The sequence below is a fragment of the Nonomuraea sp. NPDC005983 genome, assembly GCF_040614375.1.
In the GTDB taxonomy this organism is placed as follows: Bacteria; Actinomycetota; Actinomycetes; order Streptosporangiales; family Streptosporangiaceae; genus Nonomuraea.
In genome coordinates this window covers 1-21,412 of record NZ_JBEXUP010000115.1, presented here as the reverse complement: position 1 = coordinate 21,412, position 21,412 = coordinate 1, and the positions used below count along the sequence as shown (strand labels likewise).

Sequence of the window (21,412 nt, the reverse complement as noted above, 5' to 3'; positions counted from 1 at the left end):
TTCCGTGACCGTCTGATTACTCTCCGCGCTAGAGTCTCCACGTTCCGTATTCGCGACGTGAGGGCTCTGCCGTGACCGATCGTTCGCCCGCCACCAGGGTCGTCTTCCTGGGCGGCCTCGGCCGCAGCGGCACCACGCTGCTGGAGAGGCTGCTCGGGCAGCTGCCCGGGGTGGCGCCCCTCGGCGAGGTGGTCCACCTGTGGGCCAGGGGAGTCCTGGCCGGCGAGCCGTGCGGGTGCGGCCGCCCGTTCCCCGACTGCCCGTTCTGGCGGGGGGTCGGCGAGCGGGCCTTCGGCGGCTGGCCACCGGCCTTGGCCGAGCGGATGCTGTCGCTGCGGCACCGGGTCGACCGCACCCGCCGGATTCCCCGCATCGGCCACCCCGACCTGGGGGAGTACGTCCGGGCCTTTCGCCGCGTCTATGAGGCGGCGGGCGCGCCGGTGGTGATCGACTCGAGCAAGCACGCGTCGCTCGCGTACTGCCTGGCGGAGTCGGGGGTGCGCGTTCACGTCGTGCACGTGGTCAGGGCGCCGCAGGCCGTCGCGCACTCCTGGCGCAAGACCGTGGCGCGGCCCGAGGACGGCCGCCCGATGACCCGCTGGGGCGCGGCCCGCACGGCACTTCACTGGACCGCCCAGAACCTCGCCTTCGACCGCCTCCCGGCCCCGGTGACGCGCGTCCGTTACGAGGACCTGCTGGCCGCGCCGCGTGCCACGCTGACGGCGCTGGCCACCACCCTCGGCCTCGAACCCGACCTGTCGTTCCTCGACGGCCCCACAGCCCACCTCACCACCGCCCACACCGCCTCGGGCAACCCGATGCGCTTCACCGTCGGCCCGGTGGAACTGGCCCGCGACGACGCCTGGCACTCCGCCCTGCCCCGCCGCCACCGGCGCCTGGTCACCGCCCTCACCTGGCCCCTCAGCACCCGCTACGGCTACGGAGGAGCGGCGGCATGAACGATGGCCGCGGTGCCCCGCGGGATGCTGCACCGTCCGTGGGCGTGGTGATCCCGACCAGGGGGAACCGTCCCGAGCAGCTCCGGGCGGCCGTCCTGGCCGCGCTGGGGCAGCGGTATCCGGGCCGGATCCTCGTGGTGGTCGTCGCCGACGGCGTCGCTCCCGAGACGGTCGCGGAGCAGGTGTCCGACGGGCTCGCCCCCGTGCCTGCCACGGGTGGGCGGCAGGACGTTCGGGTGCTGCCGAACCGGTTGAGCCCCGGCCTGCCGGGCGCGCGCAACACCGGGATCGCCGCCTGCAACACTGACCTGGTGGCCTTCTGCGACGACGACGACCTGTGGCTGCCCGGAAAGCTCGCCGCCCAGACCCGCGTCCTCGACGGCGGCACCGAGTTCGCGAGCTGCGGCATCGAGGTCGAGCACGGGGCGCATCGGGTACCGAGGCTGGCGGGCACTGACACGGTGACCGTGGCCCATCTGGTGCGCTCCCGCATGGTGATGGTGCACTCCTCGACGTTCCTGTTCAGGCGCGGCGCGCTCTGGGTCGACGAGAGCGCCCCACGCGGCCAGAACGAGGACTGGGATCTCGCCCTGCGCGCCGCCAGGCGCCGGCCCATCGCCAACGTCGACCAGCCGCTGGTACGCGTCCGCTGGGGGGCGTCCCACTACGTCACCTGCTGGGCCGACCGCATCGCCGGGCTCGAATGGATGCTCGCGCGTCACCCTGAACTGTCCACCGACCCGCGGGGGGCGGCGCGCGTCTACGGCCAGCTCGCCTTCCACCACGCCGCCCTCGGCCACCGTCGCGAGTCGGCCCGCTGGGCGGCCCGCGCTCTGACCGCCCGCCTCGGCGAGCCCCGTGCCCCCATCGCCCTCGCCGTGGCGGCGGGCCTCGTCTCCGCGTCCAGAGTTCTCACCCTGCTCCACGACCGGGGGCACGGCATTTGAACCCGCCACGCCCCCGAAGCACCCCGACGGCCGTCAAGGAGCTGCCGCCGGGGCCGGAGGCAGTCACCAACTCGGCCTTGGCCGAAGGGTCCAGTGCGGCGGGCAACGCCGCAGGTCGGACGGTGGCGGGCGGTTCGCGGGCCACCGGCGGGTCAGGGGTGGCTCTCAGGGTGGAGGCCGCCGGTGGGCCGGAGGCGGTTCTCACGGTGGAGGACGGCTGTCGAGGGCGGGCCGCGCGGGTGGTCGTCGGAGGGGTCGGCGTGGACCCGCTCACCGAGTGGCAGGTGGTCGAGTGGGTGCGCGGGGAGTTGGACGGCGGGCGGGGCGGGCGGATCGTCACCCCCAACGTGGACATCTGCCGGGCCGCCGCGCGTGACGTCGCCCTGCGGGAGCTGGTGAACTCCGGCGACCTCGTGGTCGCCGACGGGATGCCGCTCGTCTGGGCGTCGCGGTTGCTCGGCACGCCGCTTCCCCAGAGGGTGACCGGGGCCGACCTGATCTGGACGTTGAGCGCGATGGCCGCGAGCAGGGGCTGGCCGGTGTACCTGCTGGGCGGGGCGCCGGGAGCGGCGGTGGCCGCCGCGCGCGAGCTCGCGGGCCGGTGTCCCGGATTGAGGGTGTGCGGGGTGGAGGCTCCGCCGTACCGGTTCGACGAGAGTCGTGCGGGGCTGGAGCGGGTGCGGCGGCGGGTGGCCGCGGCGCGTCCGAGGCTGGTGTTCGTGGGGCTCGGCTTCCCGCGCCAGGAGCGGCTGATCGAGGAGTTGCGGCGCGAGCTGCCCGGTGCGTGGTTCGTGGGCTGCGGGGCGGCGATCGCGTTCGCCGCCGGGCAGGTGGCGAGGGCGCCCCTGTGGATGCGGCGGGCCGGGCTGGAGTGGCTGTTCCGGCTGCTCAGCGAGCCCGGACGGCTGGCCAGGCGCTACCTCGTCGACGACCTCCCGTTCGCGCTCCGCCTGCTCGGTGGATGCCTGATGCGCCGAGCCTTCGCGAGCCGTATCCGGTGACGCGGATTTGGGTCTTCTCGGGGCGTTGACGGGCTCGTAGGGTGCCGCAGTGACATCCTCCCCACGCTCGCTCGTGAGGGTTCCCGACGAACCGCCGAGGAGGTCTCCTCTTGAGGCCTGACACCACAGGCGGGTCGCCGCTCCGCCTCGCACGCGGGGAGTCACGGTGACCACGCTCACGCGGGCCGGCTTCGTCAGCCTGCTGGCCGCCGCCTACTGCGTGGTGCTGCTGGCTCTCGCCCTGGCCGCCGTGCTGGACCGGACGGGCGACGGGATCTTCGAGGAGCTGCTGACGATCCTCGCCTTCCCGGCGGGCCTGGTGACCAAGGCGCTGTCCATCGACGTCCGGTCGTTCGGCGAGGCGCTGGTGGCGCTGACCCTCTGCGGCCTGCTGCAGGCCGGACCGCTGTGGTGGTACGGACGAGGCAGGCCCCGCACCCCCGGAAGCCACGCCTGGGCCTCGGACGAGACCATCGCCGAGCTTATGGACCGCTACCCGCGCGGCCGGATGGCGTTCTGGCTGACCACCGGCTACGGCCTGTTCGCCCTGGGAGCCATCGCCGCCGGGGTGGTGGACATGGCCGGCGACATGACCGACAGCCTCAGCCCGGTGTTCGTCTACGCGCTGCTCCCGCTGTCGGTGCCGGCGCTGATCCTGGCCAACTACTTCCTGTACGTGTACGCGTTCGTGATCGCGGCGATCGTCCAGACGAAGCTGCTCTGGTTCCTGCTGCGCGGACGGGGCGCGCCGGTGGACCTGCCGGCCCACCTCAGGCCGTGGAATCGGCCGTCAACCGGCGGACGCGAGCGACCTCCGCAGGTGTGAGACCGCGCGAGGCCGCCTCCAGGGCCCGCCGCGAGTCCATCGGCCGGAAGGCCGTGCGCGACCAGCCGGACCAGGCGAAAGCGTGCCCCTTGTCGCCGGAGGCGGTGCAGGCCCGGGTGATCCGCCGCTCGGCGCGGGACGTCCACGGCAGCGCCGCGTAGTCGTACAGCCGGCGGAAGCCGGGCACGGGGTCGGCGGCCAGCTCCTCGTAGGACGTGACCAGGATGCCGGGGGTGCGGGAGAGGATCCGCGAGGTCGCCCGCCACAGTGCCGCCGCCTTGGCGACGCGGTCCTGGGAGCCGACCAGGGCGCGCAGCTCCAGCAGCTCCGGGTGGTCGCGGACGAGCAGCGGCTGTTCGAGCAGCTCGTGGAAGTACACCGTCCAGCCGAGCCGTTGCCAGCTCGCCACGAACGACACCGGGTCGCGGACCAGGGCGATCACCTTGCAGCCCAGGCGGGTGGCGAACCAGCTCGCCGACAGCACCGCGAAGGGGTCGTCGAGCAGTGCCCGCTGTCGCGTCAGCCGTCCCAGGGTGAAGGCGGTGCCGTACCTGAGCATGCGGGCCAGGTCGTACGGCGAGCGGTTGGCGCGCAGTTCGGGCAGGAAGCGGTAGCGCAGGGTGGCGGTGTCGCGGAAGGCGGGGAGCCAGTCGGCGGAGTTGTCCTCGCAGATGTACTGGAACCGGTGCGTCACGTCTGCGCGCAGGACTCCGGGGCAGCGTCCGGGCGGGTGCTGCGGGTTGAGCGGCTCGTTGACGTAGACCAGCCCGCCGCCCGCCGCCAGCATCTTGCCCGTCCAGCTCGTGCCGCTCCTGGGCAGGCCCGTCACCAGGATCGTCACGCCGCCGCCCGGGTTCGCAGGCGGAGTGCGGGCAGGCTGTGACGTCCGAAGGGGAGCAGGCCGTAGCGCTGGTGGAGCTGCCAGAGCGGCAGCAGGTTCTTCACGAGCACGCCGCCGGACCAGCCGAGGACCGCTCCGAGCGCGCCCTGCGCGGGGATCAGCGCCGTGTCGAGCGCGACCGTGACGATGATCGCGGCGATCAGGTTCAGCAGGCTGAGCGTGGTGTGCCCGGCGGCGGTGAGCACGACGTCCACCATGCCGCAGGCGGTGGCCACCATCATGGTGGCGGCCAGCACCAGCGCCACCGGCACGGCCGAGCCGTACGCCGGGCCGAAGACCCCCAGCAGCCAGGGCGCCAGCGCGGCGTAGCCGAGCCAGACCGGCCAGGTCAGCAGCACCAGCCAGATCGTGGTGGCCTGGTACAGCTGGCAGGCCAGTGTCAGCTCGCCGTTGGCCAGCGCCCTGACCAGACGCGGCTGCGCGGCCTGTGCCAGCCCCTGGTTGGCGAGCTGCCCGACGACCTTGAACCGGGTCGCGGCGGTGTAGACGGCCGCTGGGACGGGCCCGCCGAGCAGGGCGACGATCACCACGTCCAGCCGCTGGAACACGGCCTGGATCGCGCCCGCCGCCGAGCGGGGGGCGGTGTAGCGCCACAGGTCGCGTCCGGTTCCCGTCAGGTACGGGGTATGCGGCAGCCGTGCGCGCAGGCAGGCCGCGGCCAGGGCGAGCACCGGAAGGTACGGCAGCGCCCAGCCGAGCGGCAGCCAGCGTGGCGACGCGGCGAGGGCGGCGGCGGCCACCAGCACGAGCTGGGCGACTGGCAGCAGCACGCCGTCGAGGAGCACGGTGGGACGCATCGAGCCGAAGCCGCGCGTGGCGGCGAGCAGGATGTCGGCCGCGACCATCACGGGGAGCACCAGGGCGAGTGGGCCGAGCCGTGGGTGGAGCGCCGCGGCGGCGCCGACGGCGAGCGTCACGCTCGGCACCAGTGCCGCCCGGATATATCCGGATATGCCGCGATAGCCGTAGGTTCTGGCGCGGGCGATGAAGTAGATGAGGCCGTTGCCCGCGTCCAGCCTCGCGACGCCGGCGGCCATCAGGACGAGGGCGGTCGCCGTGAAGAAGACGCCCGCCTGCTCGGCGGTGAAGCCCCGGGTCACCACCACGACCAGGAGGAACTGCGCCACGGCGCTGGCGGCGGCGCCCGTGATCCCCGCGATCCCGCCCCTGGCGACCTGTCCCAGCCCGCTGGACGTCAGCGCCGCCGCGATCGGGCGAGTGCCGGGACCCAGCGCCGCCACGATTCGACGGTGGCCCGCACCGAGCGGCCTCACGACTAGGCGAACGACTCGGCGGTGGCCCGCACCGAGCGCCGCCACGAGCCGGCGGAGACCGGGAGTCAGCGTCGCCATGACGGTTCGCCGTCCAGCCACGGGATGAGCTGCGTGTCGTACACCTCGAAGTGGTCGCGCAGCGCCTGCCTGACCGAGTCCGGCAGCGGCCTCGGCAGCGACCGCCCGTTGTGCCGCTCGAACGCCGGGTAGCCCAGTCGCGGCACGCCGAGGAAGTCCAGCACCCGGTCGTAGGTCCGCTCAGGCTCGGCGAAGAAGCGGTGGCTGTCGATCACCAGGATCCGGTCGCGGCCGAACAGCGGCTCCAGCCGGTCGAGCTGCGCGGCGTACCGGCCGCGCGCCAGGTAGGCGTGGTGGCGGTGCGACTGGTGCGTCGAGTACGGACGCGCCCGCAGGCCCTCCTCGGCCCCCGCCAGCCGTCGCGCCTCCAGCTCGACCGCGTACTCGAAGTTGGACTCGGTCTCGAACCCCCTGGCCAGCTCGTGCGCGTGGGCCGAGCAGGCCCGCTCGACGGGGTCGCGTACCAGCACGATCAGCTTCACCCCCGGCAGGTCGGCGGCGATGCGCTCCCCAGCCAGCGGATGGAACAGGTAGTACGGCGACGACTCGAACGCCAGCGGGCGCGCGCCGTACCGGCTCCCGAGCAGCGCGGCGTGCACACGGAGCGAGAAGTGGCCCTGGTACCACGGCAGCCCGCGCGCGTAGCCGACGTCGAAGTAGTGCACGCCCTTGTGCAGCACCGGCTTGAGCAGCAGCGGATGCTGGGCCAGCGCCCGGTAGAGCGAGGTGGTGCCGCACCGCTGCGCCCCCACGATCAGGAACGACGGGAGGAGCCGGACACTGGACGTGAACCTCCCGGCGGTGCGCGACACGGACAGCACCGGCTGCTTCATGACCCTCATGCGAGCAACTCCTGATGATCGACGAGCGGGTTGAGCCAGGTATCGGGCGGGCCGAGCGGCTCCCAACCGTCGGCGGCGTGCCTGTCGGCCAGCGCGATGAGGTAGCGCAGCGTGGTCAGCCTCGCCTGCGCCGCGGACAGCCCGAGCGGCGCGAGCACCGACACGGCCTGCGCCAGACAGGCCCGGGCGGCCGTCGACGGGTCCATCCGGCGCAGCGCCCGCTGGAAGAAGTGGTGGACGGCGTCGAACCCGTACGGGACGCCCACCTGGTAGCGCTCCCAGTCCCACACGAGCAACCGCCCGTCGCCGGAGGGCGCGATGTTCCAGGGCGACAGATCGCCATGCCAGGCCGTGCCCACCGTGTCGCCCGGCGCGTCGCCCATCGCGTCGCCCACTGTGTCGCCCGGCGCGTCGCTCGCCGTCCCGCGAGCCCTGTCATCAGCCGGAGGGCTCGATGCCGCGCTCGCCGGGCCGCCCGTCGCGGCGATCTCCTTGACGGCCCTGGTGAGCAGCTCGGCGGAGACCCGCCCGCGCCGGATCGGCAGCGGCGACAGGGCCAGCACCGACAGCTCCCGCCAGACCCCGTGATGGAGCACGACGGGCGGGACGACGGTCTCCAGCGGGACGTCGGCCAGCCTGCTCAGCGTGGCGGCCTCGTTGGCGACCAGCGCGCCGGCCCGCTCGGTGTCGCCGATCTTCACGAACGCCAGTAGCTCACCGTCGGAGTACGCCTCCAGGACCGGCTTGCGGTTGGCCCGCCGCGCAGGCCGCACCCGCAGCACGCACTCGACGGGGACGCCGAACACCTCGCTCAGGTACGCCTCGATCGACCCCTCGACAGCCAGTGTCACCACCGGCGAGGGATGCCACCAGCGCCGCGGCGCCAGGCGGCGCGGCACGACCGGATGCGGCAGCACGCTGTACGCCCGCGGCGCCCCCGGGCCCGGGTAGAGCAGGCGCACGGTGTCGCGCAGGTAGCGCAGCCGGATCCGGGCGTCGCTCATGCGCTGTTCCTCAGGCTGCTCCTCTGGCTGTTCCTCCACAGGAGGGCGAAGGAGATGAGGTAGAGACTGAGCGGCGTCACCAGGCCGTCGTAGACGAACATGTAGAGCAGCACGAGCCCCATCACCAGCACCCCGGCGAGCCCGATCGGGCTGCGGTCGGCCCAGTGGCGGCGGATCGCGCCGACGAAGAACGCGACGTACAGCGCCGCTCCCACGAACCCCTGGGTGATGAGCAGCAGCCAGAGCTGACCGTCGCTGCCGAGCGGCGGATGGGCGCAGCCCGGGCACCACTCGCTCCTGCCGGTGGTGATCGAGCTCTGGTTGCCCAGCGCGTTGCGGGTGTTGCCGTAGCCGATGACGGGCGAGTGGGCGGCGGCGGCGATCGTGGCCGACACCGTGAAAGCCCTGATGTCATTGGAGTGCGGGTTGTCGAGCCGCTGCCCGACCAGCGAGGCCAGCGGGCTGAGCGCGAACACCAGCGCCCCCGCAACTGCGGCCCCCACCAGTGCCACCCTGGCCCGCCCGCCCAGCCGGACGACCAGGTAGAGCGCGCTCAGCCCGAGCCCGATCCACAGGCCCCTGTTGAGGGAGTACACGATCGGCACGGCGGCCGCGGCGAGCAGCAGGATCGAGGCGCCCTTGCGCCGCCGCCCTCCGTACACCCACCAGCCGACCACGAACCAGATCAGCAGCACCGACACGTTGCTGCCCCACGCGTTGGCCCATTCGAACGGCGCCTCTGGCCTGGGGGAGGCGTAGCCGAGCACCTTCTGTGTCTGCGCGGCGGTCGGGTGGATCAGGTTCTCCACGAACGCGTTCCCGCTGATCCACTCCGGCAGGACCCGTTCCAGCGGGGACGTGAACTCGAACCCGGGAAAGAAGACGCCGAGCAGCCCGCCCGCGACGGTGGTGACGAACAGCACGCCGAGCATCCGCACGAGCCGCAGCTGCGGCAGTTCCCGCTCGGTCAGGTTGCCCAGGTAGAGGACCGTGATCAGGAGGGCCACGTAGAGGGCCAGGCGCATGCCGTATCCGATGACGCGGCCCGTGCTCAGCTCCCCGTACGTGCCGGGCGGTGTCTCCGCCAGGGTCAGCGCGCTCAGCAGGTAACCAGCGAGCAGGAGCAGCCACAGCCCGAACCCGCGCGGCACCCTGATCGGCCGGCGCCGCCACAGGATGACCGCCATGGGCACGGCCAGCAAGATCACCGAGAGGCCGCCGAAGCCCAGCGCCCACCACACCGGGTAACCGATGAGCAGTGCGCCGATCGGCCACGCGGCGCCTTTCCCCGCGACGGCGCCTCTCCCTGCGACGGCGCCGATCGGCCACGCGGGGCCTCTCACTGCGGCGCGCCCGGCGGCCGCGTGAGCGCTTGCATCGGCGTGGTCTCGGGCGGCAGGCCGCGGTCGGGCTCGGGGCCCGCGACGAGCTTGCCGAGGGAGGCGTGCGGGCGCTGCTCCGGCGCCGGGACGGCTGTGGAGACGGCGGGCGGCGTCGTGGTGACCGCGCCGATGATCGACATGTTATGCCTGGCCAGATGGCGGACGGCGGCGGCCACGTGCTCCGCGCGGGCCCGGCCGAGGCCGATGACCAGCAGCGCCGCATCGGCTCTGGCAAGGTCGGCCACCTCGCACCCGGTCATGACCGACAGCGGCGTGGCGGCGGCGAGCGGCGCGGCCACGGGCATGGCACCCAGCTCGACGGGGACCGGCCTGACCAGCAGCCGCGTGCCAGGGCAGGCGGCGACCACGGTGGAGGCCATGTCGTGCAGCACGGCGCGGTCGTTCGGGTCGGACAGGTCGGCGATGACGGCCATCCCGGTGAGCCGTTCGACGTCGGCGGGCGTGCGCAGCCGGGTGTCGAGCCGGTCGCGGACGTGCGCCGCCGCCGCGCCGAGCAGCAGGCCCGCCATGAGCCCGGTGCCGAGGTACAGCGGCAGGCTGGGCGAGCTGGGCTGCGTGGGCGGGGCGGCCGGGCTGATGACCGAGCCGGGCGTGAGCGCGACCGTCTTCAACGCGTCGTAGCGCAGCGTGAGGCTGTACGCCTGCCGGTTGAGGACGCTCTGCTTGTGCGTGGCCAGTTGCTGCTCGGTGCTGCCCTTGCGCAGGGTGGTGAGCTCGGTGAGCACCTTGGCGAGGCCGGTGTTGACCTGCTTGAGCTTGGCCAGCGTGGCCTTCTGCTGTGCGGCCAGCGCCGCCTGCGCGGTCTCGGTGCGGTTGGCGAGGTACGCCTCGGCGTAGGCCCGTGACTGGGCCGCCGCGCTGGCGGGGTCGTCGGCGGTGACCGAGAGCCACAGGACGGCCGAGTTGGGCGGCACCGAGACGGTGACGGGTTCGACGGTGGACGCCCGCACCAGGGACGCGGCCTTGGCGGCCACCACGGAGGAGCGCGCGACCTGCGCCTCGGTGTCGAGGTTGAGGCTCTCGCGCTGGCGGTTGGTCACCTGGTTGCTCTGCTCCTGCACGCCGACGGGCGAGACCAGGACCTGGCTGGTCGCCGTGTAGGAGGGCGGGGTCAGCCGCGCGAGCGCCACCGCCGCCGTGCCGCCGGCCAGGGTGAACCCCAGGAGGAGCAGCCAGCGCCTGCGTAGCAGTGAGAGGTGCTCTCCCAGGTCGGAGCCGGAGCGGCGGGCCGGAGAGTCCGGCGGCAGGCTCATGGGGCGATCTCCCTGGAGTGTGTGCGCCGTGTCGCCGTACGGCGACACAGCGTCACGTCGAGGTGTCCGCCCACTATAGGGGCGTCGGACATTTCCTCGGTCGATTACTGAAGATTTTCTCCGGCGCGACCGCAATTTCGCCCCATTCAAACGCCATTTATCCGGACATTTCCGGGTGGCCTTGTCCCTGCGTCAGCCTGCGCGAACGTACGCTCCGGCTGACGTTCATGCAACGACATGGCAAGGTTCAGCTGTGAAAAGGCGGGGGTTCAGCGACAAGGGGGTCGGACGGTTTTGTGGCGACGGCGAATTCTTCCGAAAATGGTGGTGGTCGGCACCGCCCTGCTGATGCTGGCCGGTTGCTCGGGGGCGCAGGGCGCTCCCAGGCGCACGGAGACGTCCGGTCAGGCCGAGAACGGCAGGGCGGGCGTCAATGACTCGGCCGCCTGTGCGGTTACCGACAAGCTCATCCCGTCCTGCGGCGCCTGGTGGGGCATCGCGCCCGAGGTCTTCACCGGCGCCCCCGCGAGCCAGGCGGTGCGCGGCGCCGAGGCGCGCATGGACGGCACGGCCGACGTCCTGCACGTCTACCACCGGGGCAGCGAGCTCTTCCCCACCCAGCAGGAGATCGGCCTGGCGCGCGCCCCCGGCAGGCCGAGGCTGCTGCTGATCAACTGGAAGCCGTCGTTCGATCACACCTGGGCGCAGGTCGCCGCCGGCGCGATCGACCACAGGATCGACCGGCTGGCCGCCTACATCAGGCAGACCTTCCCCGAGCGGTTCTTCCTGACCATCCACCACGAGCCGGAGAACGACGTCGACGCGGGCCCCGGTTCGGGCATGCAGGCAGCCGACTACGCGGCCATGTACCGGCACGTCGTGCTGCGGCTGCGGGAGCAGGGGGTGCGGAACGCGGTCACGGTGATGACCTACATGGGGGCCCCGAACTGGGCGTCCGAGCCGTGGTTCGAGCAGCTCTACCCGGGCGACGACGTGGTCGACTGGGTGGCGATGGACCCGTACGCCGACTCCTGGGTGCGCGACTTCGACGGCCTGGTCAACAAGACCCGCAAGGAGTTCGGCCGCTGGCCGGGGTTCTACCGGTGGATGCAGTGGCGCTTTCCCGGCAAGCCGGTCATGGTCGCGGAGTGGGGCGTGTTCGAGCGGCCAGGCGACCCTTCGTTCAAGCGCAGGTTCTTCGAGTCGGTGCGCGCGCAGATCAAGCAGTACCCGCAGATCAAGGCGCTGGTGTACTTCGACTCGCCGCACGCTCCCCGCGGCAACACCAGCTTCGACTCTGACCAGGGGGCCGACCGGGCGTTCAGCGAGCTCGCGCGAGATCCGTACTTCCACTCGACGCGCGTGCCGCGGCCCTGACCCGCCACCGCCAGCCCGCCACCGTGACCAGGACGGCCGCCGCGAGCGCCCACAGGGTGGCCGCGTTGCCGACGCCGAGCAGTTTCAGCGCCGAGGCGAGCAGGACGATCGCGAGCACCGCCCTGATCAGGCCGCCCGGTGCCCTGGACGAGATCCGGGCGCCGAGGTAGACGCCGGGGATCGAGCCGATCAGCAGCGAGACGGTGAGGTCGAGCTGGAAGTCGCCGAACAGCAGGTGGCCGAGCGCGGCCGAGGTGACCAGCGGAACGGCCTGCACCAGGTCGGTGCCGACGAGCTCGTTCGCCTTGATCGCCGGGTAGAGGGCGAGCAGCGCCACCACGATCAACGACCCGGATCCCACCGAGGAGACCCCGACCACCAGCCCGCCTACCGTACCGACCAGTACGGTCGGAATAGGCCGCACGACAAGACGGCCCGAGCCCGCCACGAAGCCCTCCGCGGACGACGTGGACGACGTGGACGACGTGGAGGCCCGGCGTCCGGCGAGCCAGGACTTGGCGGCCAGGCCCGCGACGGCCAGCAGGAGCGCGACGCCCAGCGCGTACTTGACGCCGTCGCCGACGGCGAAGGCGCGGGCCAGGAAGACGCCGCAGAACGCGGCGGGCACCGAGCCCAAGCAGAGCCAGCCGACCAGCCGCAGGTCGACAGTCCCCCGGCGCAGGTGGACCGCGCTGCCGACCGGCTTCATCACGGCCGAGGCGACCAGGTCGCTGGAGACGGCGGCCAGCGGCGGGACGTTGAAGAACAGCATCATCATCGGCGTCATCAGCGCGCCGCCGCCCATGCCGGTGAGCCCCACGACGACGGCGACCAGGAACGACCCGGTGATCAGGGGGAGGTCGATCACCGCACCCATCCTCCACTCCGGAGCGCGCCGAGCACCTGCCCGACCGCCGCTTCGACGGAGACGCCCGTGGTGTCGATGGTGAGGTCCGCGTCGTCGGGTTCCTCGTACGGGTCGGAGACGCCGGTGAACTCGGGGATGAGCCCGGCGCGGGCCTTGGCGTACAGGCCCTTGCGGTCGCGCCGCTCGCACTCCTCCAGCGGCGTGGCGATGTGGACGAGCAGGAAGTCGGCGCCGACCGACTCGACCAGCTCCCGGACCTCCTCGCGGGTCGCGGCGTACGGGGCGATGGGGGCGCAGATGGCCAGCCCGCCGTGGCGCGCCGCCTCGGCGGCGACGAAGCCGATGCGGCGGATGTTGAGGTCGCGGTCGGCCCTGGAGAACGTCAGGCCCTTGGACAGCAGGCTGCGCACCACGTCGCCGTCGAGGTAGGTGACGGTGCGGCTGCCGAGTTCGAGCAGCGCGTCGCGCAGCCCCCTGGCGATGGTCGACTTGCCGGAGCCGGACAGCCCGGTGAAGAACACCACCAGGCCGCGCCGGTGCGGCGGGCCGGGCAGCGTGATCGGCTCGGGCCCCGCCAGGTGCTCGGTGGCGCCGTAGGCGGTGGCGACGTGCTCGCGCAGCTCCAGGTCGATCTCGGGCTCGTCGCGCGGCGCGAGCGGGACGGAGACGACGAGCGTGCCCTCGGGCAGCTGCTCCTTGGCGCGCAGCGCGGCCCTGACCACGCCGGGCCCCGCCTCGCCGTACGCCAGGGGGAGCAGCACGATCACCGCGTCCAGCTCCTTGGCGGTGGCGATGACCTCGGTGAGGTCGTCGAGCGGGCCGCGCATGGTGACGGCCAGCGCCGGACGCCCGCCCAGCTCGGCGCGGACCTCGGCCGGGGTGCGCCTGAGCCTGGCGAACGGGCCGTGCTCGGGGGCGCCGAGCCCCCTGACGGGGCCGGAGGTCAGGCCGTCGGGCTCCCGCCCGGACACGGTGAGCACGGCGAGCGGGACGCCTTCGGGGTCGAGCAGGCTGACCTCGTCGCCGGCCGACACCTCCTCGGGCAGGTGGAGCGTGACCGGCGCGGGCCACGGGGTGCCGTCGGAGAGCGTGCCTCGTTCGTGCACCGCGTGCAGGTCGTCGTGGCCGAGGAATCCCGTCAGCGGCTGGAACGCCCCGGAGAGCAGCAGCTCGAGGTCGGCCAGCTCGCGCGGGTCGGGGGTCCACTCCACGTTCCGTCATCCCAACTATTCCGATTGAATTGGTAGGAAAGGAGTCTACCGGCCATACCGGTGTGTCGCTAGATAAGTCGGGCGAAGTGGTTCTGCGGTTTTCTAATGACCATGGTGATCTCGTCGTGGGCGGCGGTGAACCGGCCGCGGGTCAGCCTGGAGACGAGGGAGAGGGTCAGGGCGCCGATGCGGCCCATCGGGGGGCTGCTGGTGGTGGTCTCGTCATCGCTGATCAGCAGGCCGCGGGTGAGGCAGAAGGCGTACATGCCGTCGCGGGAGGTCACCGGCTCGTAGACGGCCGGAAGCGGCTCCGGTGTGCGGCCCGCCGCCGGACGGCGCCAGACCAGTCGTTTCGCCCAGGCGGGGACGGCGCGGTCGAGCAGCCCGTAGGCGGAGCGGCGGTCGCGCATGCGCAGCAGGACCAGCCCGCCGGGGCGCAGCGCCCGGAGCAGCCTGTCGAGGACGAGTTCGGCGTGGTGGATGCGTTCCAGCAGGAAGGAGAGCTGGATCACGTCGTACGCCCTGGGGGGCAGCGCCACCGAGCGCAGGTCGCCCAGCGACCAGGTGACGAGGTCGGCCCGCTCCTCGATCGCGTACCTGATCGCGGGCAGGTCCTCGTCGACGCCGGTGCACCTGGTGTCGATCCGGTCCAGCGCCAGCGGCTCGCCGTGCGCGCACCCCGCGACCAGCACGTCGAGCCGCCGGTGGAGCTGCCCGGCCCACTGCTCGCGGATCCGTTGACCAAAGAGATCGCCCCTCGGGGCGACCGACCGAACATCAGACATGCCACCTACAGTAATCAACTCATAGCTCTTAGTAAGGGATTTCCCTGCTAGCGTCCTGGCCCGTGGACGACCCCGTGGATGCCCCAGTCGATGCCCCAGCGGATGTCAGCGTGTACGTGGGCAACGCCGATCTGGACGCGCCGGGCGAGCAGGGCTGGCTCCTGGGTCACTTCAAACCCCCGGGCGACCCACGACACAGCGAGGACGTCGAGATCAAGTGGGGCGTCCACCCTCCGGGCGACGAGCGCGCCGAATGGGTGCGCGGCGAGACGCGAACCGCCCTTCTCATCCTCATCAGCGGCAGGTTCAGGGTCGAGCTTCCCGGCCGGAGCGTGCTGCTGGCCGAGCGGGGCGACTACGTGGTCTGGGGCAAGGGCGTGGACCACTCCTGGTACGCGGAGGAGGAGTCGGTCGTCCTCACGGTTCGCTGGCCGTCCGTCCCGGGGTACAAGGCGTCCGCCTAGGAACTGCCCGGTCAGCCCCGAGCAGGGAAAAGGCCGTGCGGTGGGGAGGGGGCGGGTGGGTAGTCTTGACGGAAGACCCCCGCGACCGAGTCCGACGGGGGTGGTCGTGTTGCCGTCGTGGGGCTGAGGGCGTGTCTGATGAGTCTTTCCGGGCTGCTTGAACTGGTCGCCGCCGACCCGAAGCTGGCCGCCGCTCTCGAAGAGGGCGGCGATGTCGCGCTGGTCGCGCCGTCGGCGCTGCGCCCGTTCGGCGTGGCCGCGCTGGCTGGGCATGACCAGCGGACCGTGCTGGCCGTCACCGCCACCGGGCGCGAGGCGGAGGACCTGGCCGCCGCGCTGACCAGCCTGATCGAGCCCAGCTCGGTGGCAGTCTTCCCGGCCTGGGAGACGCTGCCGCACGAGCGGCTCTCGCCGCGCAGCGACACCGTGGGCCAGCGGCTGGCCGTGCTCAGGCGGCTGGCGCACCCGATCAAGGACGACCTGGCCGCCGGGCCGCTCAACGTGATCGTGGCACCCGTCAGGGCGCTGCTCCAGCCGATCGTGAAGGGCCTCGGCGACCTGGAGCCGATCAGGCTGCGCGCGGGCGACGACGCCGACCTGGAAGAGGTCGTGGAGCGGCTGGTCGAGAACGGCTACCACCGGGTCGACATGGTGGAGCGGCGCGGCGAGGTCGCGGTGCGCGGCGGGCTGCTCGACGTGTTCCCGCCGACCGAGGAGCACCCGCTGCGGCTGGAGTTCTGGGGCGACACGGTCGAGGAGATCCGCTGGTTCAAGGTGGCCGACCAGCGCTCACTGGAGGCGGCGCAGGACGGCCTGTTCGCGCCGCCCTGCCGCGAGCTGCTGCTGACCGGCGAGGTGCGGGCCAGGGCGCGCGAACTGGCCGAGCGGCACCCGGCGCTGGCCGAGGTGCTCGACCAGCTCGCGGAGGGCACGTCGGTCGAGGGCATGGAGGCGTTCGCGCCCGCGCTGGCGGGGGAGATGGACCTGCTGCTCGACCACCTGCCCGCCAGGGCGGCGGTGTTCGTGTGCGACCCCGAGCGGATCAGGGGCCGGGCCGAGGAGCTGGTCCGCACGTCTCAGGAGTTCCTGGAGGCGTCCTGGATCAACGCGGCGGCCGGCGGAGAGGCGCCGATCGACCTCGACGCGGCGGCGTTCCGCTCGCTGGAGGACATCCGCGGCCACGCCGACGTGCTGGGCCAGCCGTGGTGGACGATGGCGCCGTTCGGCGGCGGCATCGAGCTCGACGCCCAAGACTCCGAGGCGTACCGGGGCGACACCGCCAGGGCGCTGGCCGACGTCAAGGGCTGGCTCTCCGAGGACAAGGCGGTCGTGCTGCTGAGCGAGGGGCACGGCCCCGCCGAGCGGATGGTCGAGGTGCTCAAGGGCGTGGACGTTCCCGCCCGCCTGCAGGAGTACCTCGACAAGGCGCCCGACCCCAAGGTCGTCCACATCACGACCGGGCTGCTGGAGCACGGGTTCATCACGCCGAACCTGGCCGTGCTCACCCACCTGGACCTCGTCGGGCAGAAGGCGTCCACCAAGGACATGCGCAGGCTGCCGTCGCGGCGGCGCAACATGGTCGACCCGCTGCAGCTCAAGGTCGGCGACCACGTGGTGCACGAGCAGCACGGCGTCGGCCGGTACATCGAGATGGTGCAGCGCACCGTCCAGGGGGCGACGCGCGAGTACCTGGTCATCGAGTACGCCAAGGGCGACCGGCTCTACGTCCCGACCGACCAGCTCGACGAGGTCACCCGTTACGTCGGCGGCGAGGCGCCCACGCTCAACAGGATGGGCGGCGCCGACTGGGCGAAGGCCAAGTCGCGGGCGAAGAAGGCGGTCAAGGAGATCGCGGGCGAGCTGATCCGCCTCTACTCCGCCCGCATGGCCTCCCCGGGCCACGCCTTCGCGGCCGACTCGCCGTGGCAGCGTGAGATGGAGGACGCCTTCCCCTACGCCGAGACCGGCGACCAGCTCGAGGCCATCGACGAGGTCAAGCGCGACATGGAGCGCGGCGTCCCGATGGACAGGCTGATCTGCGGCGACGTCGGCTACGGCAAGACCGAGATCGCGGTGCGCGCCGCGTTCAAGGCGGTGCAGGACGGCAAGCAGGTCGCCGTGCTCGTGCCGACGACGCTGCTGGTGCAGCAGCACATGTCCACGTTCACGGAGCGGTTCTCCAGCTTCCCCATCGCGCTCAAGCCGATCTCCCGCTTCCAGAGCGACGGCGAGGTCAAGGGCACCCTCGAAGGCCTCCGCTCGGGCGCCGTCGACGTCGTGATCGGCACCCACCGGCTGCTCAGCCCCGAGGTCAGGTTCAAGGACCTTGGCCTGATCATCATCGACGAGGAGCAGCGGTTCGGCGTCGAACACAAGGAGGCCATGAAGCACCTGCGCACGCAGGTGGACGTGCTGGCCATGTCCGCCACGCCGATCCCGCGCACACTGGAGATGGGCCTGACCGGCATCCGCGAGATGTCCACCATCCTCACCCCGCCGGAGGAGCGCCACCCGATCCTCACCTTCGTCGGCCCGTACGAGGAGAAGCAGATCGCGGCGGCGATCAGGCGCGAGTTGATGCGCGACGGCCAGATCTTCTTCGTGCACAACCGGGTGGCCTCGATCAACCGGGTGGCCGCGCGGCTGCGCGAGCTGGTCCCCGAGGCGCGCGTCGCGGTGGCGCACGGGCAGATGAACGAGCACCAGCTCGAGAAGATCATGGTGGGCTTCTGGGAGCGGGAGTACGACCTGCTGGTCTCGACCACGATCGTGGAGTCCGGCCTGGACGTCCCCAACGCCAACACGCTGATCGTCGACCGCGCCGACAACTACGGCCTGTCGCAGCTCCACCAGCTCAGGGGACGTGTCGGGCGAGGCAGGGAGCGCGGTTACGCCTACTTCCTGTATCCGCCGGAGAAGCCGCTGACCGAGACCGCGCACGAGCGGCTGGCCACGATCGCCCAGCACACCGAGATGGGCGCCGGCATGTACGTGGCGATGAAGGACCTGGAGATCCGCGGCGCGGGCAACGTGCTCGGGGCCGAGCAGTCGGGCTTCATCGCGGGCGTCGGCTTCGACCTGTACGTCCGGCTGATGGCCGAGGCCGTCCAGGAGCAGAAGGCCAAGCTGTCGGGCGTCGAGGTGCAGGAGGAGCAGCAGGACGTCAAGGTCGAGCTGCCGATCAACGCGCACATCCCGCACGACTACGTCACCTCCGAGCGGCTGCGGCTGGAGGCGTACAAGCGGATCGCGGCGATCGCCACGCAGATCCACATCGACGAGGTCCGCGCCGAGCTGACCGACCGGTACGGCAAGCCGCCCGTCGAGGTGGAGAACCTGCTGGAGGTCGCCCGCTTCCGGATCAAGGCCCGCCAGGCGGGGCTCACCGACGTCACCCTGCAGGGGCAGAACATCAAGTTCGGCCCGGCCAGGTTGAAGGAGTCGCAGCAGGTGCGCCTCGACCGGCTGTACAAGAAGGCGATTTACAAGCACGCCGCCGAGACCCTGCTGGTTCCGGCGCCGAAGACCAAGCCGCTCGGCGGGCAGCCGCTGCGCGACCTCGACCTGCTCAAATGGTGCGGTGACCTGGTCGAGGCGATGTTCCTGGAGCCCGCACGGGTAAGCTAGCGGCGGTTTTGTCGGAAAGGGACTCACGTGAAGTCGATTCGAGTGGCCGTGGCCGCTGCCGCGGTGGGTGCGAGCTTCGTCGCGCTGACCGCCTGCTCCTCCCCCATGCAGGCCGGTGCTGCGGCCGTGGTCGGGAACGAACGTATCTCAACGGGCGATCTGAACAGGAACGTCCAGGAGTACGAGGCCGCCCTGAAGCAGGCCAAGATCGAGCCGTCGCAGCTCGGCGTGCCGATCAACCAGTTCGTGCTCTTCCGGATGGCGAACGAGGCCGCGTACAAGCAGATCGCGGCCAAGCACAACGTCCAGGTGAGCGAGTCGGAGATCGACGCCGCGCTGAAGGACCCGGGCCAGCAGCAGTCGCCTGAGATGAACCTGCTGTCCAAGGGGGTCGCTCCCGCCAACGCCCGCGGCTACCTGCGGGCCACGCTGGGCGTGATCAAGCTGCGCAGCCAGATGGGCGGCCCTGAAGACCAGAACGCCCAGGCCAAGTTCACCCAGGAGCTCGGCTCGGTCGTCCCGGTCTACAACCCCCGCTACGGCGAGTTCGGCCAGCAGGGCTTCGTCGACCCGGGCAGGTTCGGCAAGCCGGTGCAGCCGCCTCAGCAGGCTCAGCAGCAGGGCTAGCCGTGCCGCTGATCGTCGTCACCACCTCGCCGCGGGTCCCAGCCGGGCTGCTGAGCCATCAGGCGTGGCAGGCGCTCAGGTCGGGCCGGGTGCTGACCGGGTCCGCCGACCATCCGCAGCTGCCGTACCTGGCGGAGGCGGGCGTCGAGGTGAGCGTGGTCACGCCTGACGCGTCCGCGCTGGCCGGGCAGGCGGTCGGCGAGACGGTGGTGTGGCTGGCCGCCGACGACGACGCGGACTTCATGCGCGCCCTCGGGCACGCCGCGATCGCGCTGGACGAGCCGCCGCTGATCGAGGTCGTCCCCGGCTCCTACGACCTGCCGGGCGCCCGGGTGCTCGACCTGGTCGCGGTGATGGACAGGCTCCGCGTCGAGTGCCCGTGGGATCGCAAGCAGACCCACGAGTCGCTGGTGCCGTACCTGCTCGAAGAGGCCTACGAGGTGCTGGAGACGATCGAGCAGGGCGACTACCCGGCGCTCCGCGAGGAGCTGGGCGACCTGCTGCTCCAGGTGGTGTTCCACGCGCGGGTCGCCGAGGGCTTCGACATGGACGACGTCGCCGCCGGGATCGTGGAGAAGCTGGTGCGCCGCCACCCCCACGTGTTCGGCTCGGTGCGGGCCGAGAGCGCCGACGAGGTCAACGACAACTGGGAGGCCATCAAGGCGGCCGAGCGGGCGTCCAAGGGGAGCGAGTCGCTGCTCGACGGCGTCCCGATGGGCCAGCCCGCGCTGTCGCTGGTCGCCCAGCTCGTCCGGCGGGCGGAGCGCGCCGGAGCCCCAGGAGGCCTGGCCGCCGCGGTCGGGCAGGGGGTCGGGCGCGAGCTGTTCGACCTGGTCCGCCGCGCCCAGGAGGCGGGCATCGACGCCGAGGCCGAGCTGCGCGCCGCCGCCCGCGCCTACCGCGACCGGGTGCGGGCCTGGGAGTCGCGCGAACCCTGAGCCGTCCCTCCCCAGATCATGTGGCACACCCGTGCGGCGAGTGTCAGGATCTTTAGGGCTAAAGGGGGATTTGGGGCTAAGGGGGAGATGTGAGTGTCGCAGGTGCGCGAACTGGCTCCGGACGAGCTGCGCGAGATCGGGGGCTACCACCTGCTCGGCGGTCTGGGCGACGGCGGCCAAGGGTCGGTGTTCCTCGCTGAGGACGTCCGCGGCCGCCAGGTGGCGATCAAGGTGCTGCACGCCCGCCTGCTCAGCGATGAGCGGGCCACGCAGCGCTTCCACCGGGAGATCGTGCTGGCGCAGAAGGTCGCGGCGTTCTGCACGGCCAGGGTGATCGAGTCGGGGCAGGTGGCCGGCCGTCCGTACATCGTGAGCGAGTACGTGCCGGGCCCGTCGCTGCAGGAGCTGGTGTCGAGGCAGGGGCGGCGGACGGGTGGCGCGCTGGAGCGGCTGGCCGTGGGGACCGCCGCCGCGCTGGCCGCCATCCACCGGGCGGGCATCGTGCACCGCGACTTCAAGCCGAGCAACGTGCTCGTCGGCCCCGACGGGCCCAGGGTGATCGACTTCGGCATCGCCAAGGTCGCCGAGGCGGGCACCACGGCGAGCACCGTGGTCGGCACGCCCGCGTACATGGCGCCCGAGCAGATCGCCGGCGAGCCCGCGACCCCCGCCTCGGACCTGTTCGCCTGGGCCGCCACGATGGCGTACGCGGCCAACGGCCGGGCGCTGTTCGTCGGCGAGTCGATACCGGCGGTCATGCACCGCATCCTGACCGCGGAGCCGGACCTGTCAGGCGTGGCCGAGCCGCTGCGCTCTCTGCTGGCCGCCTGCCTGGCCAAGGAGCCCGCCGAGCGGCCCGACGCCGCCGCCGTGCTGCTGTCGCTGCTGGCAGGCACCGCGAACGGCGACGACGACGACTTCCTGACGCGGGTCGAGCAGGAGGCGGGTCCCGCGCGCCGCTCGGGCCAGGAGGCACGCGCGCGCGGCGCGGGCGGGGAGGCGGAGTCCGCCTGGGCACGCGGGGCCG

The 21,412-nt window shown here is 72.3% G+C and carries 19 protein-coding genes; 10 read left to right on the top strand and 9 right to left on the bottom strand.

What is annotated here, in order from left to right; genetic code table 11:
• Positions 1-71 precede the first annotated feature (71 nt).
• The 4 genes from ABZ297_RS35370 (at position 72) to ABZ297_RS35355 (ending at position 3,733) form a co-directional block, all read left to right on the top strand.
• Positions 72-959, top strand: coding sequence for a sulfotransferase (locus ABZ297_RS35370; RefSeq protein WP_355355660.1), 888 nt, complete (start codon positions 72-74; stop codon positions 957-959).
• Complete coding sequence (locus ABZ297_RS35365; RefSeq protein ID WP_355355658.1) at positions 956-1,906, top strand: glycosyltransferase family 2 protein; 951 nt, start codon at positions 956-958, stop codon at positions 1,904-1,906. The genes ABZ297_RS35370 and ABZ297_RS35365 overlap by 4 nt, the downstream gene beginning before the upstream one ends.
• Positions 1,903-2,907 carry a WecB/TagA/CpsF family glycosyltransferase gene (locus ABZ297_RS35360; RefSeq protein WP_355355656.1) on the top strand — a complete coding sequence of 335 codons (1,005 nt, stop codon included), beginning with the start codon at positions 1,903-1,905 and terminating at the stop codon, positions 2,905-2,907. The genes ABZ297_RS35365 and ABZ297_RS35360 overlap by 4 nt, the downstream gene beginning before the upstream one ends.
• Positions 2,908-3,073: 166 nt before the next feature.
• Positions 3,074-3,733: a hypothetical protein gene (locus ABZ297_RS35355; protein ID WP_355355654.1), complete on the top strand. Its 660-nt coding sequence runs from the start codon at positions 3,074-3,076 to the stop codon at positions 3,731-3,733.
• On the opposite strand, the gene ABZ297_RS35350 is transcribed toward ABZ297_RS35355, so the two are convergent.
• The 6 genes from ABZ297_RS35350 to ABZ297_RS35325 form a co-directional block, all read right to left on the bottom strand.
• Positions 3,678-4,574, bottom strand: a complete 897-nt coding sequence (locus tag ABZ297_RS35350) for a sulfotransferase (protein ID WP_355355652.1) — start codon at positions 4,572-4,574, stop codon at positions 3,678-3,680. The two genes, ABZ297_RS35355 and ABZ297_RS35350, sit on opposite strands and share 56 nt — an antisense overlap.
• Complete coding sequence (locus ABZ297_RS35345) at positions 4,571-5,875, bottom strand: polysaccharide biosynthesis C-terminal domain-containing protein (protein WP_355355650.1); 1,305 nt, start codon at positions 5,873-5,875, stop codon at positions 4,571-4,573. The genes ABZ297_RS35350 and ABZ297_RS35345 overlap by 4 nt, the downstream gene beginning before the upstream one ends.
• A gap of 98 nt (positions 5,876-5,973) precedes the next feature.
• Positions 5,974-6,828 (bottom strand): sulfotransferase, encoded by an 855-nt coding sequence (locus ABZ297_RS35340; RefSeq protein ID WP_355355648.1) that lies wholly within the window; start codon positions 6,826-6,828, stop codon positions 5,974-5,976.
• A complete protein-coding gene (locus ABZ297_RS35335) occupies positions 6,825-7,832 on the bottom strand; it encodes a hypothetical protein (RefSeq protein WP_355355646.1) in 1,008 nt (335 codons plus the stop codon). Before ABZ297_RS35335 ends, ABZ297_RS35340 begins: the two co-directional genes overlap by 4 nt.
• Complete coding sequence (locus ABZ297_RS35330) at positions 7,829-9,175, bottom strand: hypothetical protein (RefSeq protein WP_355355644.1); 1,347 nt, start codon at positions 9,173-9,175, stop codon at positions 7,829-7,831. Before ABZ297_RS35330 ends, ABZ297_RS35335 begins: the two co-directional genes overlap by 4 nt.
• The gene (locus ABZ297_RS35325) at positions 9,172-10,488 is read right to left on the bottom strand and encodes a Wzz/FepE/Etk N-terminal domain-containing protein (protein ID WP_355355642.1); all 1,317 of its coding nucleotides are present in this window, start codon (positions 10,486-10,488) and stop codon (positions 9,172-9,174) included. Before ABZ297_RS35325 ends, ABZ297_RS35330 begins: the two co-directional genes overlap by 4 nt.
• 321 nt (positions 10,489-10,809) lie before the next feature.
• On the opposite strand from ABZ297_RS35325, the gene ABZ297_RS35320 reads away from it, so the two are divergent.
• On the top strand, positions 10,810-11,865 hold the full coding sequence (locus ABZ297_RS35320; RefSeq protein WP_355355640.1) for a hypothetical protein: 1,056 nt from the start codon (positions 10,810-10,812) through the stop codon (positions 11,863-11,865).
• Here the strand turns inward: ABZ297_RS35320 and ABZ297_RS35315 are convergent.
• The 3 genes from ABZ297_RS35315 to ABZ297_RS35305 form a co-directional block, all read right to left on the bottom strand.
• The gene (locus tag ABZ297_RS35315) at positions 11,810-12,733 is read right to left on the bottom strand and encodes a sulfite exporter TauE/SafE family protein (protein WP_355355638.1); all 924 of its coding nucleotides are present in this window, start codon (positions 12,731-12,733) and stop codon (positions 11,810-11,812) included. The genes ABZ297_RS35320 and ABZ297_RS35315 overlap by 56 nt on opposite strands.
• Positions 12,730-13,944 carry an adenylyl-sulfate kinase gene (gene cysC / locus ABZ297_RS35310; RefSeq protein WP_355355636.1) on the bottom strand — a complete coding sequence of 405 codons (1,215 nt, stop codon included), beginning with the start codon at positions 13,942-13,944 and terminating at the stop codon, positions 12,730-12,732. The genes ABZ297_RS35315 and cysC overlap by 4 nt, the downstream gene beginning before the upstream one ends.
• Before the next feature lie 68 nt (positions 13,945-14,012).
• Complete coding sequence (locus ABZ297_RS35305; protein ID WP_355355634.1) at positions 14,013-14,729, bottom strand: class I SAM-dependent methyltransferase; 717 nt, start codon at positions 14,727-14,729, stop codon at positions 14,013-14,015.
• A gap of 110 nt (positions 14,730-14,839) precedes the next feature.
• Between ABZ297_RS35305 and ABZ297_RS35300 the strand changes: the two genes are divergently transcribed.
• The 5 genes from ABZ297_RS35300 to ABZ297_RS35280 form a co-directional block, all read left to right on the top strand.
• Entirely contained in the window at positions 14,840-15,193 is a 354-nt protein-coding gene (locus tag ABZ297_RS35300; RefSeq protein WP_355355632.1) for a signal peptidase I, read from the top strand.
• A gap of 138 nt (positions 15,194-15,331) precedes the next feature.
• The gene (gene mfd / locus ABZ297_RS35295) at positions 15,332-18,820 is read left to right on the top strand and encodes a transcription-repair coupling factor (protein ID WP_355355630.1); all 3,489 of its coding nucleotides are present in this window, start codon (positions 15,332-15,334) and stop codon (positions 18,818-18,820) included.
• 27 nt (positions 18,821-18,847) lie between these two features.
• Positions 18,848-19,447, top strand: coding sequence for a SurA N-terminal domain-containing protein (locus ABZ297_RS35290; RefSeq protein ID WP_355355628.1), 600 nt, complete (start codon positions 18,848-18,850; stop codon positions 19,445-19,447).
• A 2-nt stretch (positions 19,448-19,449) separates the two neighbouring features.
• A complete protein-coding gene (locus ABZ297_RS35285; RefSeq protein WP_355355626.1) occupies positions 19,450-20,385 on the top strand; it encodes a MazG family protein in 936 nt (311 codons plus the stop codon).
• Between the two features lie 93 nt (positions 20,386-20,478).
• Positions 20,479-21,412 (top strand): serine/threonine-protein kinase (locus ABZ297_RS35280; protein WP_355355624.1); only part of this gene is annotated, 934 nt, incomplete at its 3' end.

Excerpts from the sequence above, each read along its gene's own strand:
- ABZ297_RS35365 (WP_355355658.1), top strand. The coding sequence starts at position 956 with ATGAACGATGGCCGCGGTGCCCCGCGGGATGCTGCACCGTCCGTGGGC.
- ABZ297_RS35340 (WP_355355648.1), bottom strand. The coding sequence starts at position 6,828 with ATGAGGGTCATGAAGCAGCCGGTGCTGTCCGTGTCGCGCACCGCCGGG.
- ABZ297_RS35335 (WP_355355646.1), bottom strand. The coding sequence starts at position 7,832 with ATGAGCGACGCCCGGATCCGGCTGCGCTACCTGCGCGACACCGTGCGC.
- ABZ297_RS35325 (WP_355355642.1), bottom strand. The coding sequence starts at position 10,488 with ATGAGCCTGCCGCCGGACTCTCCGGCCCGCCGCTCCGGCTCCGACCTG.
- ABZ297_RS35320 (WP_355355640.1), top strand. The coding sequence starts at position 10,810 with ATGGTGGTGGTCGGCACCGCCCTGCTGATGCTGGCCGGTTGCTCGGGG.
- ABZ297_RS35305 (WP_355355634.1), bottom strand. The coding sequence starts at position 14,729 with ATGTCTGATGTTCGGTCGGTCGCCCCGAGGGGCGATCTCTTTGGTCAA.
- mfd (WP_355355630.1), top strand. The coding sequence starts at position 15,332 with ATGAGTCTTTCCGGGCTGCTTGAACTGGTCGCCGCCGACCCGAAGCTG.